This window comes from Paenibacillus piscarius, assembly GCF_022234545.1.
GTDB classification, from domain to species: Bacteria; Bacillota; Bacilli; order Paenibacillales; family Paenibacillaceae; genus Paenibacillus_AQ; species Paenibacillus_AQ piscarius.
This window is the reverse complement of sequence record NZ_JAIEUI010000008.1, coordinates 193,555-207,220: the sequence shown is the minus strand read 5'-3', so window position 1 is coordinate 207,220 and position 13,666 is coordinate 193,555. Positions and strand designations below refer to the sequence as shown.

The 13,666-nt window shown below is 55.3% G+C and carries 15 protein-coding genes and 1 tRNA gene; 1 reads left to right on the top strand and 15 read right to left on the bottom strand.

What is annotated here, in order from left to right:
• Position 1: 1 nt before the first annotated feature.
• The 13 genes from K1558_RS15550 to K1558_RS15490 form a co-directional block, all read right to left on the bottom strand.
• The gene (locus tag K1558_RS15550) at positions 2-1,726 is read right to left on the bottom strand and encodes a DUF6382 domain-containing protein (RefSeq protein ID WP_238652510.1); all 1,725 of its coding nucleotides are present in this window, start codon (positions 1,724-1,726) and stop codon (positions 2-4) included.
• A gap of 39 nt (positions 1,727-1,765) precedes the next feature.
• Positions 1,766-2,278, bottom strand: a complete 513-nt coding sequence (locus K1558_RS15545; RefSeq protein WP_238652509.1) for an A24 family peptidase — start codon at positions 2,276-2,278, stop codon at positions 1,766-1,768.
• A gap of 24 nt (positions 2,279-2,302) precedes the next feature.
• Entirely contained in the window at positions 2,303-3,292 is a 990-nt protein-coding gene (locus K1558_RS15540; RefSeq protein ID WP_238652508.1) for a TadE/TadG family type IV pilus assembly protein, read from the bottom strand.
• 12 nt (positions 3,293-3,304) lie between these two features.
• Positions 3,305-5,560: a hypothetical protein gene (locus K1558_RS15535; RefSeq protein ID WP_238652507.1), complete on the bottom strand. Its 2,256-nt coding sequence runs from the start codon at positions 5,558-5,560 to the stop codon at positions 3,305-3,307.
• An 81-nt stretch (positions 5,561-5,641) separates the two neighbouring features.
• On the bottom strand, positions 5,642-6,307 hold the full coding sequence (locus tag K1558_RS15530; RefSeq protein ID WP_238652506.1) for a TadE/TadG family type IV pilus assembly protein: 666 nt from the start codon (positions 6,305-6,307) through the stop codon (positions 5,642-5,644).
• Entirely contained in the window at positions 6,304-6,492 is a 189-nt protein-coding gene (locus K1558_RS15525) for a Flp1 family type IVb pilin (protein WP_238652505.1), read from the bottom strand. Before K1558_RS15525 ends, K1558_RS15530 begins: the two co-directional genes overlap by 4 nt.
• A 12-nt stretch (positions 6,493-6,504) precedes the next feature.
• Positions 6,505-7,377 (bottom strand): type II secretion system F family protein, encoded by an 873-nt coding sequence (locus K1558_RS15520; RefSeq protein ID WP_238652504.1) that lies wholly within the window; start codon positions 7,375-7,377, stop codon positions 6,505-6,507.
• Between the two features lie 21 nt (positions 7,378-7,398).
• Positions 7,399-8,250, bottom strand: coding sequence for a type II secretion system F family protein (locus K1558_RS15515; RefSeq protein WP_420800438.1), 852 nt, complete (start codon positions 8,248-8,250; stop codon positions 7,399-7,401).
• A gap of 5 nt (positions 8,251-8,255) precedes the next feature.
• Positions 8,256-9,527, bottom strand: a complete 1,272-nt coding sequence (locus K1558_RS15510) for a TadA family conjugal transfer-associated ATPase (protein ID WP_238652503.1) — start codon at positions 9,525-9,527, stop codon at positions 8,256-8,258.
• Positions 9,524-10,681, bottom strand: a complete 1,158-nt coding sequence (locus K1558_RS15505; protein WP_238652502.1) for a P-loop NTPase family protein — start codon at positions 10,679-10,681, stop codon at positions 9,524-9,526. The genes K1558_RS15510 and K1558_RS15505 overlap by 4 nt, the downstream gene beginning before the upstream one ends.
• 198 nt (positions 10,682-10,879) lie before the next feature.
• A complete protein-coding gene (locus K1558_RS15500) occupies positions 10,880-11,299 on the bottom strand; it encodes a thiol-disulfide oxidoreductase DCC family protein (RefSeq protein ID WP_238652501.1) in 420 nt (139 codons plus the stop codon).
• A gap of 119 nt (positions 11,300-11,418) precedes the next feature.
• Positions 11,419-11,697, bottom strand: a complete 279-nt coding sequence (locus K1558_RS15495) for a hypothetical protein (protein ID WP_238652500.1) — start codon at positions 11,695-11,697, stop codon at positions 11,419-11,421.
• A gap of 168 nt (positions 11,698-11,865) precedes the next feature.
• Positions 11,866-12,285, bottom strand: a complete 420-nt coding sequence (locus K1558_RS15490; protein ID WP_274528602.1) for an organic hydroperoxide resistance protein — start codon at positions 12,283-12,285, stop codon at positions 11,866-11,868.
• A gap of 186 nt (positions 12,286-12,471) precedes the next feature.
• Between K1558_RS15490 and K1558_RS15485 the strand changes: the two genes are divergently transcribed.
• Entirely contained in the window at positions 12,472-12,951 is a 480-nt protein-coding gene (locus K1558_RS15485; RefSeq protein ID WP_238652498.1) for a glutathione peroxidase, read from the top strand.
• Positions 12,952-13,083: 132 nt separating this feature from the next.
• Here K1558_RS15485 and K1558_RS15480 read toward each other — a convergent pair.
• Positions 13,084-13,166: transfer RNA gene (locus tag K1558_RS15480), tRNA-Leu, on the bottom strand.
• An 83-nt stretch (positions 13,167-13,249) separates the two neighbouring features.
• Complete coding sequence (locus K1558_RS15475; RefSeq protein ID WP_238652497.1) at positions 13,250-13,666, bottom strand: helix-turn-helix domain-containing protein; 417 nt, start codon at positions 13,664-13,666, stop codon at positions 13,250-13,252.

The window sequence follows — 13,666 nt, the reverse complement described above, 5'->3', positions numbered from 1 at the left end:
CCTAAGCGCTGCGGAAGGTATAAGTACCCTTAACAATCTTGAACACAGCTCCTTCAGTTAAGGGATACTCTTTGTAAGGAACCATAGCCTCACCCGCAAAAAGTGTACCATTTCTGGAATCCAGGTCCTTCAGAATGTATCCGCCTGAGATTCTGGAGATTTCAACATGCACCCGTGAGGCTCCTTCGGAAGCCTCAACATACTGGGCCACCTCAGCAGAGCGTCCGATAATGAAGCTGGGGCGGTTCAGCTCGATCCGCTCAAAGGCTCCGCCCTCATCCGGGCTGGTTCGCTCCAGATAAGGCGTAGTCCGCCCGGGTTCAGACAATCTTCCTCCTGAATCCTGTACCGGCTCCCTTGTAAGCAGCGCTGTAGGCTTGACCGGCTCCATCGTCTGCGGGGTACTTACATCCAGGCTTATAGGTGCCTGTGTTCTCTTGGCAGGTCCCCCCGGGAAACCGCCCCCACCAAATGAAGCTTCTTGCTCTGAAGGTGCCGGCCGGGACGCAACCACCGGATTCCTGCCGAAATCCCATTCGGCTTCACTTCTAAGCCTCCGGTTCCAGGCTGTATTCCCCCGGTCCGCGATCTCATCTTCCAGTACTTCCCCCTCGTCCTCAGCTTCGCTGTGAAACAGCCTTCCGCTCCAGACCAGCCAGCTTAAGAATGCAAGCCCAACGGTAAGGGCTGCACAGACCACAAGCCTTATCAGCTTAGGCTCATCTAAATAAAGAAACTTCCACAGTAAGGCATCGCACAGCAGCGCACCAAGTAATACATAAATACGATACGGACCTGGCTCGTCCGCAGTCTGTATAGTTCTGTGCGGCATGTCCGACGTAGAAGGCTGTAGACCTGCCATCCCGTCTGTCAGCTTCTGCCCAAGTGTGGCCTTCATCCAAGGGGCCTTATCAAGGATAGAACCGTGAGGCTCTGACTCCCGCTCTCCCTGGCCCCAGGGGCGGGCTGCGTCCGGCGTGGGCCTTAATGCAGGTTCAGCCGCATCGCGGAGCGGAGGCGGCGCCTGACCTGTCCAAGAAGTCCGGATGGCCCGCTGATCCGGTGTAACCGCAGGGAATGCTGCTCCGGCCAATCGGCTGATTCCGGTATGCTCTGTATCATGAGCTTCTGTGAAGGCCCTCTGACTCTCACCACCCGTCAGCAATTCGGCCAGCAGCTCCTTCAGCCCGGCAGGACTGAAGGTCTCCTCATCGCAATACTGCAACAGCCTCTGTATCCCGTCCCCCGACAATTCACGGATTGCAGCCATGAAGACCATGATCAGCGATTTCATCGGCTCACCGGGTTTAAGGGCAGGTTCAAGGCCTTGCAGCGGAATGCAGGTCAGGAACACCCTGCCGCTGCCAAGCGGACCTTCAATGAAGATATAATCCTGATGCAGCGCATACTGCTCGGGACGCAGCATATACAGACGTCCTTCCTCCATACCCGCAGCAATCTGCAGCAGCAGACCGAAGAATTCCGTCATGCTCAGCCTCCCGCTTTTGAGCAGCGTCCCCAGCATTTTGCGCTTAGAAACCGTATATTCCAGTGTTACCTGCATATCTATCTCTCTGAGCAGCAAACGCAGATGATGCGGAATTCCGCTGTTCATCAGCATCCGGGCCTGTACCATATTCAGGTCCCCTGTGCTTAATCCTCCGGTTCTGCCCAGCAGCATCGTTATACCGTCCTGCTGAATGAAATCACGTTCTAGTCCAAACAAATCTCTCACCTCCTGAGCTGCATTGCAATAAGCTTCATATCAGAAATAGTAATAAGCACAGAGGAATCCCGGGAACACTGCCAGCATAAAAGGAAACCGCAGCAGCTCACCGTTCTGCCTGACAGCCGATAGCCCTATCTTGCGGAGCAGCAGGAAGCCTGCAGTTCTGCTGATCACGCTGCGCAGCCTGCGGCCAGTATCCCGCCGGGAGAGGATAAGCACCAAGCCTACTGCCGCTCCTAACAATACTGAATACACAATCACCTGAAGGGAGAAAAGCACTCCGGTCCAGGCTCCAATGGCGGCAAACAGCTTCACATCACCAGCCCCTACCGCTCCGATAAAATACATAATCAGCAGCAGCAGAAATCCCGCTCCGCTGCCGTACAGCGAGAACAAAAGCCCCTGCCAGCCATTGATGACAGCTTGTACAATTATTCCTGCAAGGAATGCAGGCAGTGTAATCCAGTTGGGGATCCGCATCCAGCGTATATCTGTGATTAATGCCGCCGTCAGAAACAGCAGGCATCCCCACAAGGCCCATTCTGTCATCTATGCCCCTCCTTCTCCGGCCTGTTATTTTTTCACTACAGTAAAGGTTGCCTCCATCGAAGTGCCATCCGCCAGAGCAACAACAAACGGCCAGGTTCCCGGGGTGGTATTGACCCCGATTTTCCATTCCCATTCAATAAACCCGTTCTCATCCGCCTGCTTCCAGCCCAGATACTTGGCCGTGCTCTGGCCGGTCTTGTAGAAAACCGACAGATTCGCCGAGGCTCCGGGAGGCACCTTGACCTTGATAACGCCCTGGCGGTTCGCTACCCCGGGGTTTGGCTTCTCCAGGATCAAGATCGCCCCGTCCTCCTCACCTGTTTCACCCGGATTTCCTTTCCCGGATTCATCAGTGTTGCCGATCCATAAGCGTTCAACCGCACTGGCTTCCAGTACAATCTTTTGATTCAGAAACGGGACACGCATTGGCAGATCATAGCTGACGACCAGGCCGAAATAAGGATGTTCCCCTTTCTTCAGGTCCGGCACCGTCACGTTGGATACATGAATCCGGCTATACTCAAGCCAGTCCGAGGATACATACGGACGCAGCATCGGCTTAAGCACCAGATCCAGCGCAGCTTCGGAAGCTTCCGCCTGAAGCTTCTGCAAAGGCCCTTCTCCCTCGCGGACTGCAGATTTGACCCAGGTGTCTATCGGCTGCGGAAGCTTCTCCACATAAGCCTCGCTCCATTCGGCCAGCGACAGCCTGGGAATACTCCATACGCTGCGCGAAGCAGAGTTCCCGGCGCTATCCGCCCCCTCAGCTTGTCCATCGCCCCCGCCAGCGGCATCCCGCTGCTGTGCAGCCAGAGCCGCCGGATACATATGGGTGGAGATCATTTTGACGGCGTCTGAAGCTGTGCTCTGGAGCGCTGTAGAATACAGTGTCATCTGAACAATGAAGATGAGGAACAAGATAAATAACAGGAACATAGGCAGGATCAGAGCTGCTTCCACCACCATGCTACCCTCATCCCGCTTGCCCGGCGGTGTCCGCGGCCAGCACTTCATTCTCCTGCCTCCTTAATAAGCAAAGTCAGCCCCGACTTGTCTAAAATAAAATTTGCCGCGAACATCGCCGGAGAGCCCAGCGCTGTAATCCACCAGCTTCACGACACCTGGGAGGAACCATAGCGGCATCCCCACCGTAAGCTCCGCAGAAGCGTATGTATATTGCTCCGCCGGATTACTTCCGGTATTCAGGCGGATCAGCGCCAGCATCCGGGCCAGCTGCTCATCACCCGCCCCATGAAGCAGAAGGAAGAGCCGCAGAAAGTCACGGTAGGTAAGCTGCGCCGTCATATACTTGGATAAGGGAATCTCCCCCTTCGTGCAGAGCAGGATCATGTCCTGCACCGCCTGCTCAATTCCGTACAGCAAGCCAGCTGCCAGAACAGCGAGCGGATTGCCAAGGCCGGACTTCTCAATCATGCCTTCCATCGTCCGCACAGCCAGCCGTATGCCAAAAATCTCCCCGTAAGCCGCGGCTACATTCCCGGCCGGATTATTAAATCCGTACAGAATATATTCCAGCTCTTGGGCCTGCGGCTGGAGCTGCTCTCCAAGCTGAGCTCCGGCTCCCTCACCACTTCCCGATACAATGGACGCCAGCGCGGACAGATCAAAATGCCGGAAATACATGGCTGAATACTCTGTCTGGTACATCCGGTCTCTGGCCCCTTCCAGCACACTGCCCACCGCCGCGTAGATGCCGTCCATACTCTTCATTGAAGATTTCCCGGCAGTATACTGGTTGTCTTCCATTTCGGCAGCCGGAGCTTCCTGTTCTGCACCTTCATTGAAAGAGACATTCTCCCGGTAGTATTGGCGCAGGATACGGTACTGCTCCATCGCCTCCTGCGCACTGCTTCCTAACTCGCGGATCTGATCCAGCAGCTTCATTGCATCGCCAAGTTTTGCCTTGGCCTGCTGTTCCGTCCGCCTGCGCCCGCTGTCAGCGGCACGGCGGTCCTCAATCTGTGCAGCTTCCACCGCTATCACACTGCCCTGCTGACCATAGTCCCTTATGTAGCCTGCAACGGTCCGGGAAGCGTTAAGCACACCGCTGCTCATTACAGAGTAAGATGCGTTCAGCCCGGTCGCCGTGATTAATAGAGCCGGAAGACCGGAGACCAGCGGGTCCACAGAGAGCGCAGCAGTCCGTTGTCCACTGATGTGATTTGCCATTTCATCAAGCTCTGCCTCAGGGAGGATAAGTCCCTCTACCTGCTCCCGCAGCTTCTTCAGAGGCTCAGAGCTGAGCTCACCCGCTGTCTCCGGGATATCCCAGCGGCTTGCCGGGTCACTCTCCGCTCCATCCGCTTCCGCCGCAGCCTGGTCAAGCACACTCCTCATCTGGAGATTCAATACCTTGGCTTCTTCAAGTGCTGACGCTGCTTCGTCCAATAGACGCCTATTCCCGGCCTCAAATTCCGCGAGAGCAGCCGGAATCCGGCCTGTCAAATCCTCGGTCTGATTCCTGTAACGTGATAGAGCAGTTGTGTACCTGGGCCAGCTCTTGGGATCACGGTAATAATCTTCATAGTATTTGTCCAAATAATCCGCGTACATCGCCGGAATATCTGCACTGGAGCTAAGCGTGCCAAGCGTAAGCGAAGGGATATAATCCGCAGGCGGATTCATCAGAAGCTGCCCCAGCTTCTGAGCACCTTCAGCAGCGTCCTTCCGCTTCTTCAGCATCAGGTCCAGCGCTTCCTCGCGCTGATCATATAAGGGCTGAAGATCTCCCAATATTTCCGTAGTCCGCGAGGCCTCGCCCATCGCTGCCGATAACGGCTTAAGCTTGCCTGCCAGCTCCAGCGCGAAATCAACCGGTGCTTTGTATTTCATCTCTTCAATAATCTGCCGCCGGAAGATATCATATCTGCCCAGCGGACGGCTCCAGCTAAGGGAAGAAGCATCGATCTTCAAGGGCAGCAGATTAAAAGCATCCACCCGCCCGCTCTCGTACAGATTATCATTCAGCACCTTCGATAACAGTTGGTTTCCGTCACCGCCGCCGTAGGCGAATAATCCGTAGTTCTCCCGCAGCTCAATATCATAAGCTGACATGACAGAGCGGATAGCAGTCCTCACCAGCCGTTCCTCCTGTACATTCACTGCGGCAATTCTTGCATAATCAATCAGCACAGACGTAAACAGAAAGACGAAGGCCAACACCATAATCAGAAAAATAGAAACTGAACCTTCGGCATAATCCTTGCAGATCCGGCAGCTCCGGGCAAGCCGCCTCCATAAGAACGCGCGGTGCTTGAACATACGTATCTGAACTCCCTCTTCCTGCGTGATCCCTGACAGTCTGTACCGGCCGGATCTGTTGCTGCCGGCTGCCGGCAGCCCTCAGCGCAGCTTCTCCAGCATATACGCTGCATCCTTCTTCTCCATGCCCGCGCCTTCCTTGTTGCCGGTTGAACTCTGCTTGAACCTGGCCCCATAATACCGCATCAGATCCACTGTCCTTATGAATTCAACCGGCTCTGTAACGAAAGAGCGGGCCAATACATCAGGAGCTGCACCATCGGCAAGAAAATGATCCAGTACAGGCAAGCGCAGCATTTTCTCCAGCTCCATACTGATCTTGCGGCCTGTGAGCCCATAGGCATAACGCATCTCGCCCTGAAGCCCAGCCGGGACCATCTGTGCTGCACGATGCAGCTTCACCACCGGCAATGGCCCTCCGCCGTTGGCATCACCGGGTAAGGCGACTCTTGTACTTCCATCCTCTGCCCCTACTCCAAAGAGTGAAGACAGCAAACCATCCTCACTGATTCTCCAGTACAGCGGATCATAGTTCCCCGCCTGGAACGCTCCGTCTGTTGCCCGGTTGCTATTCTCCCAATTGTAGGCGGCACGCTCCGTGGCAGCCGAGGCAATCTGCAGCAGCATCGACTTCTGGTAGGTGTACAGGGAGAAAAACAGCAGCAGCATGATAATGCCCATAATAATCGGCAGCAGAAGCGAAGCCTCCACCGTGAAGCTGCCCTCATCCTTCCCCAGCGGAATCACTCAAAAACTTCCTGGCTCTTATCTCCGGCAGTGCTGATCAGGCTCTTGACCACCTTCACAATCTCCTCGCGGAATACAAGAACTACTGCAATCAGCACAGCGATGATCAGGATCATCTCCAGTGTGCCGAGCCCCTCCTCATCCTTCCACAAGCCTCTTACCCCTTCTGTAATCTGTGTCAGCATAACAATCTCCTCCTACATTTTTAGCATCATAAGCGCCGGTGTGCCCACCAGCACAATCACAATCAGAAAGATGACAACCATCGGAAAAACCAGCTTCGACGATGCCTGTTCCCCGCGTGTGCGGCTGATCGCCTTCCGCTTCTCCCAGAGCATCCGTGACAAGTCGCGCAAAGACAGAACAAAGTCGGCTCCGCCTCTGCGGTAATTAAGCAGTACTGTCGTTGTGAAAATAGACACCTCCTGCACCGCACAGCGCTTACTGAAGTTCTCAAAGGCCTGCTGGAAGGAGTAGCCCCCTTCCCATTCCGCTGTCATCTTCCGCAGCTCAGCATACAGCGGATGAGAAGCATCCCCTTGGCGGCTGTTCACACAGCGGATAATGGCCCGCTGCACCGTCTCACCCGCCCCAACCAGCAGCACGATACTGTTCAGCAGCTCAGGCAGCTCAAGCATGATATTCTGCTCCCGCAGCCGCACCTTCTTGTGCAGATCACTGACCATTGCCACCGGAATAGCCACTGCAAGGCCAACGCCGATGATGATGCCAGCCTGCTCTCCCGTAAGCAGTGTCAATGCGCTTCCGCCTGTAATCAGCAGCCAGCTGAAGGCGAGCATCTCTCCCATGAAGAGCAGGGTGCGCTCCGCACTGTAGCGCATTCCATAGAGCCGCTGCACCGAGCGCTGAATTCTGAACATCACCGCCGGAAGGCAGCTGGCGATTCTGCCCCTCTCTGCGAGCAGCAGCAAGGGCTCACCCAGCCGCCGCAGCCGTAATCCTTCCATAGGCAGCTCCCGCAGTGCAGTATAGCGGCCGCCGCATCTGATACGCAGAAATAGCCAGAACCCGCTGCACAGGAGCAGAATGGCCCCGCAGATGAACAACATCTTTCCCTCACTCCTCTTCCGTCACAGCGGAATATCCATGATCTTGTTGGTCCAGAGGTAGCAGAGGAACAGAGCAATCAACGCCAGTGTAGAGACCGCGATGCCTGCCCCAGTGTACATTGGCTGCATGTAGTCCCCGGCGCTCAGGCTCATGAACATCACCATCATCAGCGGGGAGACCAGCAGCGCCTTGGCCTCGAATTTCTTCTGGGCAATGCTGACTGCTATATCCTGCTGGATATCCAGCTTCTCGCCGATAATGGACGACGTGCGGCGTACGATCTCCACCAGATCGCCGCCCGTCCGCTTGCAGACCATGAACACATCTGCGAAGCGCTCCACATCCTCCATCCCTGCCCTCTTGCTGAATTCATACAGCGCATCTTCTATGGGTTCGCCATTCTCCATCCGGGCACAGATAATATTCAGCTCAGAGATCATGTCACCAGCCCCCTCCGGGTCTAACATCCGCAGATCCTGTACAGCCTCCCGAAAGGCATTCTCCACCGAACGGCCGGCTGAGAGCGATGAGGAGAGCGAGAACAGCATTTGCTTGAACTGCAGATTCAGCGAGGCCCGGCGGCGCTGCAGCAGATACCGCCGCAGCAGCCGCGGACCATAGGCGCTGCCGGGGACCAGTAATACGGCCAGCAGCAGCCGGTGGTAGAACAAGTAACCGATCCCCAGCAATACAATTCCCGCGCAGAGGGTAACTGCCACTCTCTGGAGTGAGGTTAATTCGTATACGGTATAATCCGGCAAAAGCACTTGTTCTCCCGCTACGGCTGTCCCGGCCGTCTGAACCGGCGGTGATCTCTTTACAGAGCCACTTCCCCGCTGTTCTGCCTGAGAACGCGCCCCCCTCTTCTTCACAATGCTCAAGGTACAATCACCTCCTTCCGGGCACTGGTCTGATCATACCTGCGCAGCGGATAGTCACCGATAGCAGCCATGCGCAGCTTGTCCGTATGCAGAAGCGGGTTGCCGCAGGCCGTAAGCCTCCCCTGTACTCTGCCGTCCTTCTCCCCCGATTCCAGGAATTCATAGAGCGGATTCAGGATGACCTCACCGTCCCGGATGCCGGCAACCTCGCTGATCTCCATCACCCGCCGCGAGCGGTCACGCAGCCGGGAGAGATGCACGAAGATATCGATCGCCGAGGCGATCTGCTGGCGGACAACAGCTACCGGCAAGTCTGCCCCGCTAAGGACCATGGTCTCCAGGCGGCTAAGCATGTCCAGCGCGCTGTTGGAATGACCCGTTGATAAGCTACCGTCATGGCCCGTGTTCATCGCCTGAAGCATATCCAGACATTCGGCGCCGCGTACCTCGCCGACCACGATACGGTTCGGGCGCATCCGCAGCGATGTGCGGATCAGATCACGGATCGTAATCTCGCCCCGGCCCTCGGTGTTGGCGTTCCGCGTCTCCAGCGACACCAGATTGGGTACTGTGACGATCTGCAGCTCTGCGGAATCCTCTACCGTAATGACACGCTCCTGCGGCGGAATGAACTGGGACAGGGCGTTCAGAAAGGTCGTCTTGCCGGAGCCGGTACCGCCGCTGATGAAGATGTTGTATTGGGCAGCGACCAGAAGCTGGAGGAGCTCAGCCGCCTCCCCGCTGAGGGCTTCACGCCTCACCAGCTCCTCCATCGTCATCGGGGTCTCAGGGAACTTGCGGATCGTCATCGCCGGGCCCTTCAGCGCCGCCGGCGGCAGAACGATATTGACACGCGAGCCGTCCGGCAGGCGCGCATCAACAATCGGCGAGGATTCATTGACCACCCGGTTCACCCCCGAGACGATCACCTGGATGATATCCTCCAGCCTGCTTCCGGATTCAAAAGCCAGCGGCAGCCTGCGGATCATCCCCTCCTCTTCAATAAAAATCTCCTCATGGCTATTGATCATGATCTCCGTAATGGCCGGATTGTCCACCAGCGGCTGCAGAATATCCAGCCCGCGGAAGGAATCGAACAGCCTCTTCACGAGCTCATGCTTCTCCTGGGCGGTAAGGAGACGCAGCTGTTCCCGCTCCAGGATCGTCCGCTCGATGAAAGAGGCCAGCTCCCGGTTCCCGATAACCGATGTAACATCCAGCCCCGCCCGGATATCGCTGCGCAGCGCCCTGAACAGATCATCATTCATGCCGGCGTTCCGGTGAATACCACGGGCAATGCCGGTTCCACTACCGTCCGGCAGAGCTGCTGAACAGCGGCGATGAATAGCGGAGAGCTTAGGCAGAGTTCTCCGCCATGCTGCGTCCCCCAGGAAGGAACAGACGGAAGAACAGCATCCGGCCTGGGTCCAGCCGCTGCCGGCAGCGGTTCATTCTCTGCTCCGGCCCAGCCGTTCATCACGATTCTGCTCCGGCCCGCAAGCTCCGGCGGCATGTCCGAATGCGGACTTGCCATATAATCCATCCAGCGTTCTGTCTTCATGAGACTGACCTGCTCCTGCTTCATCACCCACAGCAGGACTCCGCATCTGTTCAGAACTGCCTGCGTCCGCTCTTCCTCTATACTGCCGGTATCCACAATAATCACATCATAGCTGCCGGCGCCGGCCAGCCCCTCTAATAGATCCAGCGTGTCCTGCCGCGACATCTGGAGCATCTCCTTGAAGTTCTCAACAGGCCGGAAGGCATCGCAGCGCATACTGTCATGTCTGAATACATATTTGCCCCATTCCAGCTGCCCTCCCTCCCCTTTGCCTCCTGCACTTTTAAGCTCATAGAGCAGCCGCTCCAGCCCCGGAATATTGCCGCATGGCATCCGCACATACAGCCCGCTGCTGTCCACACTCTCCAGGTTCAGATAGAATACGGACAAGCCAAGTGCACCAAGCTGCTTCGCCATGTTCAGCGCAACCGTTGTCTTGCCGCTGCCGCCGCTGGCTGAGACGATCCCGAGCAGCAGCGTCTCTTCCTTAGGCAGTGCAGCCGTCCTGACCCGCTTCAGATCTCCCAGCTGCAGTATCGCCTCCAGCAGGGAAGGCAGCGCCTGATATTTGGCGATTCTCCGGCCCCCTGCGAGGCCGCCTCCGCCCGGCAGCTCATCATCTCCGCTTAACACTGCCCACGGAACGGACGCTCTTCCTTCAACCAGCCAGGCCTCAATGAAAGAGCGGTCTCCGGCAACCGCATCCGGCAGCTCATCGCCTGTCATAAATTCCATGAAGGCTTCCAATTTGCTGAAAGCCGTGATCCGCATCAGCTCCCCGTATTCGCTGTGATGCAGATAATGAAGCAGCGGCTCTATGTACTCACTCTCCCGTACCGCCACCACGATTCTTGCCGCCATGAACTCTTCCTCCTCCCGGAATGCACAGAAAAGAACAGCAAAAAAGCACCGCCAATAACCGTGAATACGGTTATCGAACGGTGCTTCCGTTACTGTTCCTGTAATTTACTGCTATAGTAGCATATATATACGCGTGCAGCAATAGCTTTTTTCCATAATTCGACTGATCCTCCCAGAATCCGCCTCCCAGGTCTGCGTCTATAAGAACCTCCGCTTCAGCTCCGGTGTCGGGACCATACACTGATCGTCCTTGCCGAACCAGCGGTAGCGGTTCCTCGCCACCCACCTGTACACAGCGTTACGCAGCGGCCCGGGAATGAGGATGAACATATAGAGGACAGGCCACGGAAACCGCAGACGGCGGGCAATCCGCAGCGCAGCAGCCGATTCCGTATAATACTTGCCGTCCTCTACCAGTACCACAGTATCCAATTGATGCTCCGGCAGTCCTCCGGCTCTCAGCAATTCTTGACCGGTATCACTCTGCAGCGAAGCAAATTTGAAGCTCGCCCGGGGATCGCGGGGAATGATGAACCGGACCAGCCCCTGGCACAGATGGCAGACCCCGTCCATCAGCACGACCGCTTCCTTCTGCTCTCCCTTGTCCGCTCCGTCCATACCATCATCCCCTTTCTTTTGATCCCAGTGTACCCTAAATAACCATACAGCGTCAGTATAGCACGCAAAAATAAAAAACGCGGGATTGCTCCCGCGCCTACAATGGTCCGTTCGTCTATTTATTCTGCAATTGCCTTGTTGATCCACTCGTCCCCGACCATTTGCTCCTCGAAATCAGCAGTGAACGATTCCATACATCTGCAGATGAAATCCTTGCGGCATACCGGACAAGGCGTCTTGAGCAGGCGGCTGATGTTCGTCATTTTCCATTCCGGAAACCGATTGTAGAACGCGCGGCACTCCGTTCCGTCAGCAAGCTTAATAATGAACTCGTACAAGCCTTCCTTATCGTTGCTGCTGGCTTTGGTTACATTCGTAATATTCGGTCTGTAGGACATCTTCATCACCCATTATTTAAATTTTTGGTAGTTAATTGCACGCGCGACATTAACAGATACTTAGACATATTAAAGAATTTCCCGGGTGATGTCAACCAAAGCGTGAGGCGCATGAGTGTACACAGCTTAAGACCGGACATTTGCTGCCCGGCCCTAAGCGCTTTTAACTTACAGTACGTTCAGCTCAACCTCAATGTTTCCGCGTGTCGCCTTGGAATAAGGGCAGAAATCATGGGCTTTCTTCGCCAGATCTTCGGCAACAGAACGCTCAATGCCCGGCAGATGCACATCCAGCTTCACAGCCAGCTTGAACCCTCCGTCGCTCTCATCCTTCCCGATCAGCACATTCGAGGTAATCTCGACATCTTGCAGCTTCACGCCCTCTTTGCGGGCAATATTGGCAAGAGCACTTTCATAGCAGGCACCGAAGCCCGCCGCGAACAGCTGCTCCGGATTCGTACCGGCACCTCCCGGGCCTCCAAGCTCCTTAGGGATTTTCAGATCGTGCTTCAGCGCCCCGTCCGACGATTCCACCGAACCCTCACGGCCTCCGCGGACCTTGGCTGTTGCCGTATACAGTGCCTTCAGTTTCAATGCAGTCATCTTTGATCTACTCCTTTTCCAAGTAAATTTTGTAAGGACTCTACCATTAACTTAAACACCCCCGGGTATTTGAAACGAACGAACGCATCCATTCATCCTCCGGGGCTTGCTTCTGACGCTAAATGGTGTACAATTAAATTGTGTTAAATCAATGTTCGGGAGGGAATATCCATGAGTGTCTATGACTATGAAGCCAACACCCTGCGGGGCGAGAAAGAATCACTCTCCAAGCACAAAGGTAAGGTACTGCTCGTTGTCAACACGGCCAGCAAATGCGGATTCACCCCGCAGTATAAGGGTCTCCAAGAGGTGTACGATAAATTCAAGGACCGCGGATTTGAGGTGCTGGGGTTCCCAAGCAACCAGTTTGCCGGGCAGGAGCCGGGCGAGAGCGAGGATATCGCGGAGTTCTGCGAGATTAATTACGGGGTCACCTTCCCGATGTACGAGAAGATCAATGTGAAGGGCAGCGACGCCCATCCCCTGTTCAAGTACCTGTCTAGTGAAGCACCTGGAGTTCTAGGCTCAAAAAGCGTGAAATGGAACTTCACCAAGTTCCTGGTCGATCAGGAAGGCCGTGTCCTCAAGCGCTTCTCCCCTCAGACCACACCGGATCAGATTGAAGAGGATATCGCGAAGCTGCTGGATTAGAGCGTGCAATCATTTCCCATGATCAAAAAACAAAAACCCTTCATGCCCCGAGCAACGGGTGAAGGGTTTTTGAGCGTAAACGGCAAAACAAAAACCCTTGAATCATCAAGGGTTCCGGCCAATCCAATATGATGCGGTAGAGAGGACTCGAACCTCCACGGGTATACACCCACTACCCCCTCAAGATAGCGTGTCTGCCATTCCACCACTACCGCGCGGTGTACTACATGGTTAATGCATTGTTTGAGGCCAACATTCAATATTATAAATCGGTTCCGCTCAAAAGTAAAGATGGCCCTTAAGAATTCTCATCCTCATCTTCGTCCTGTTCCTCTACCTGCTTCTCACTCTGTTCCACAGCCCGGTTCTTGTCCATCCGTTTCCGGTAATCTGTGAACGCCAGATATTCCTTAATGAAGCTCTTCTCTTCCGGCAGCAGCTCCCCGGTGTGGCAATTCAGTTGCCGTATTTCCTCAAAAAAATAATCCTCGCCGCTCTCTTGCACAGTCAGTGCCTGCTTGCCAAGCACCAGCCAGTCAAGGCTCACCTGAAAGAATCCGGCAATCTCAATCAGCTTGTGTGTACCGGGAGTCGATTTGCCGCGCTTCCAGTCCCCCAGGTTCCCCGTGCTGATTCCTAGCTGCTTACAGAAGGATTTCTTGGTCATGCCCTGCCGTTTAATCAGAAGCTCAATACGATCGTAGATAGATTGCAT

What these genes read in the sequence shown, in the direction of transcription:
- K1558_RS15545 (WP_238652509.1), bottom strand. Translation starts at nt 2,278, where the DNA reads ATGACAGAATGGGCCTTGTGGGGATGCCTGCTGTTTCTGACGGCGGCA.
- K1558_RS15540 (WP_238652508.1), bottom strand. Translation starts at nt 3,292, where the DNA reads ATGAAGTGCTGGCCGCGGACACCGCCGGGCAAGCGGGATGAGGGTAGC.
- K1558_RS15535 (WP_238652507.1), bottom strand. Translation starts at nt 5,560, where the DNA reads ATGTTCAAGCACCGCGCGTTCTTATGGAGGCGGCTTGCCCGGAGCTGC.
- K1558_RS15525 (WP_238652505.1), bottom strand. Translation starts at nt 6,492, where the DNA reads ATGCTGACACAGATTACAGAAGGGGTAAGAGGCTTGTGGAAGGATGAG.
- K1558_RS15520 (WP_238652504.1), bottom strand. Translation starts at nt 7,377, where the DNA reads ATGTTGTTCATCTGCGGGGCCATTCTGCTCCTGTGCAGCGGGTTCTGG.
- K1558_RS15510 (WP_238652503.1), bottom strand. Translation starts at nt 9,527, where the DNA reads ATGAATGATGATCTGTTCAGGGCGCTGCGCAGCGATATCCGGGCGGGG.
- K1558_RS15505 (WP_238652502.1), bottom strand. Translation starts at nt 10,681, where the DNA reads ATGGCGGCAAGAATCGTGGTGGCGGTACGGGAGAGTGAGTACATAGAG.
- K1558_RS15500 (WP_238652501.1), bottom strand. Translation starts at nt 11,299, where the DNA reads ATGGACGGAGCGGACAAGGGAGAGCAGAAGGAAGCGGTCGTGCTGATG.
- K1558_RS15495 (WP_238652500.1), bottom strand. Translation starts at nt 11,697, where the DNA reads ATGTCCTACAGACCGAATATTACGAATGTAACCAAAGCCAGCAGCAAC.
- K1558_RS15485 (WP_238652498.1), top strand. Translation starts at nt 12,472, where the DNA reads ATGAGTGTCTATGACTATGAAGCCAACACCCTGCGGGGCGAGAAAGAA.
- K1558_RS15475 (WP_238652497.1), bottom strand. Translation starts at nt 13,666, where the DNA reads ATGCAATCTATCTACGATCGTATTGAGCTTCTGATTAAACGGCAGGGC.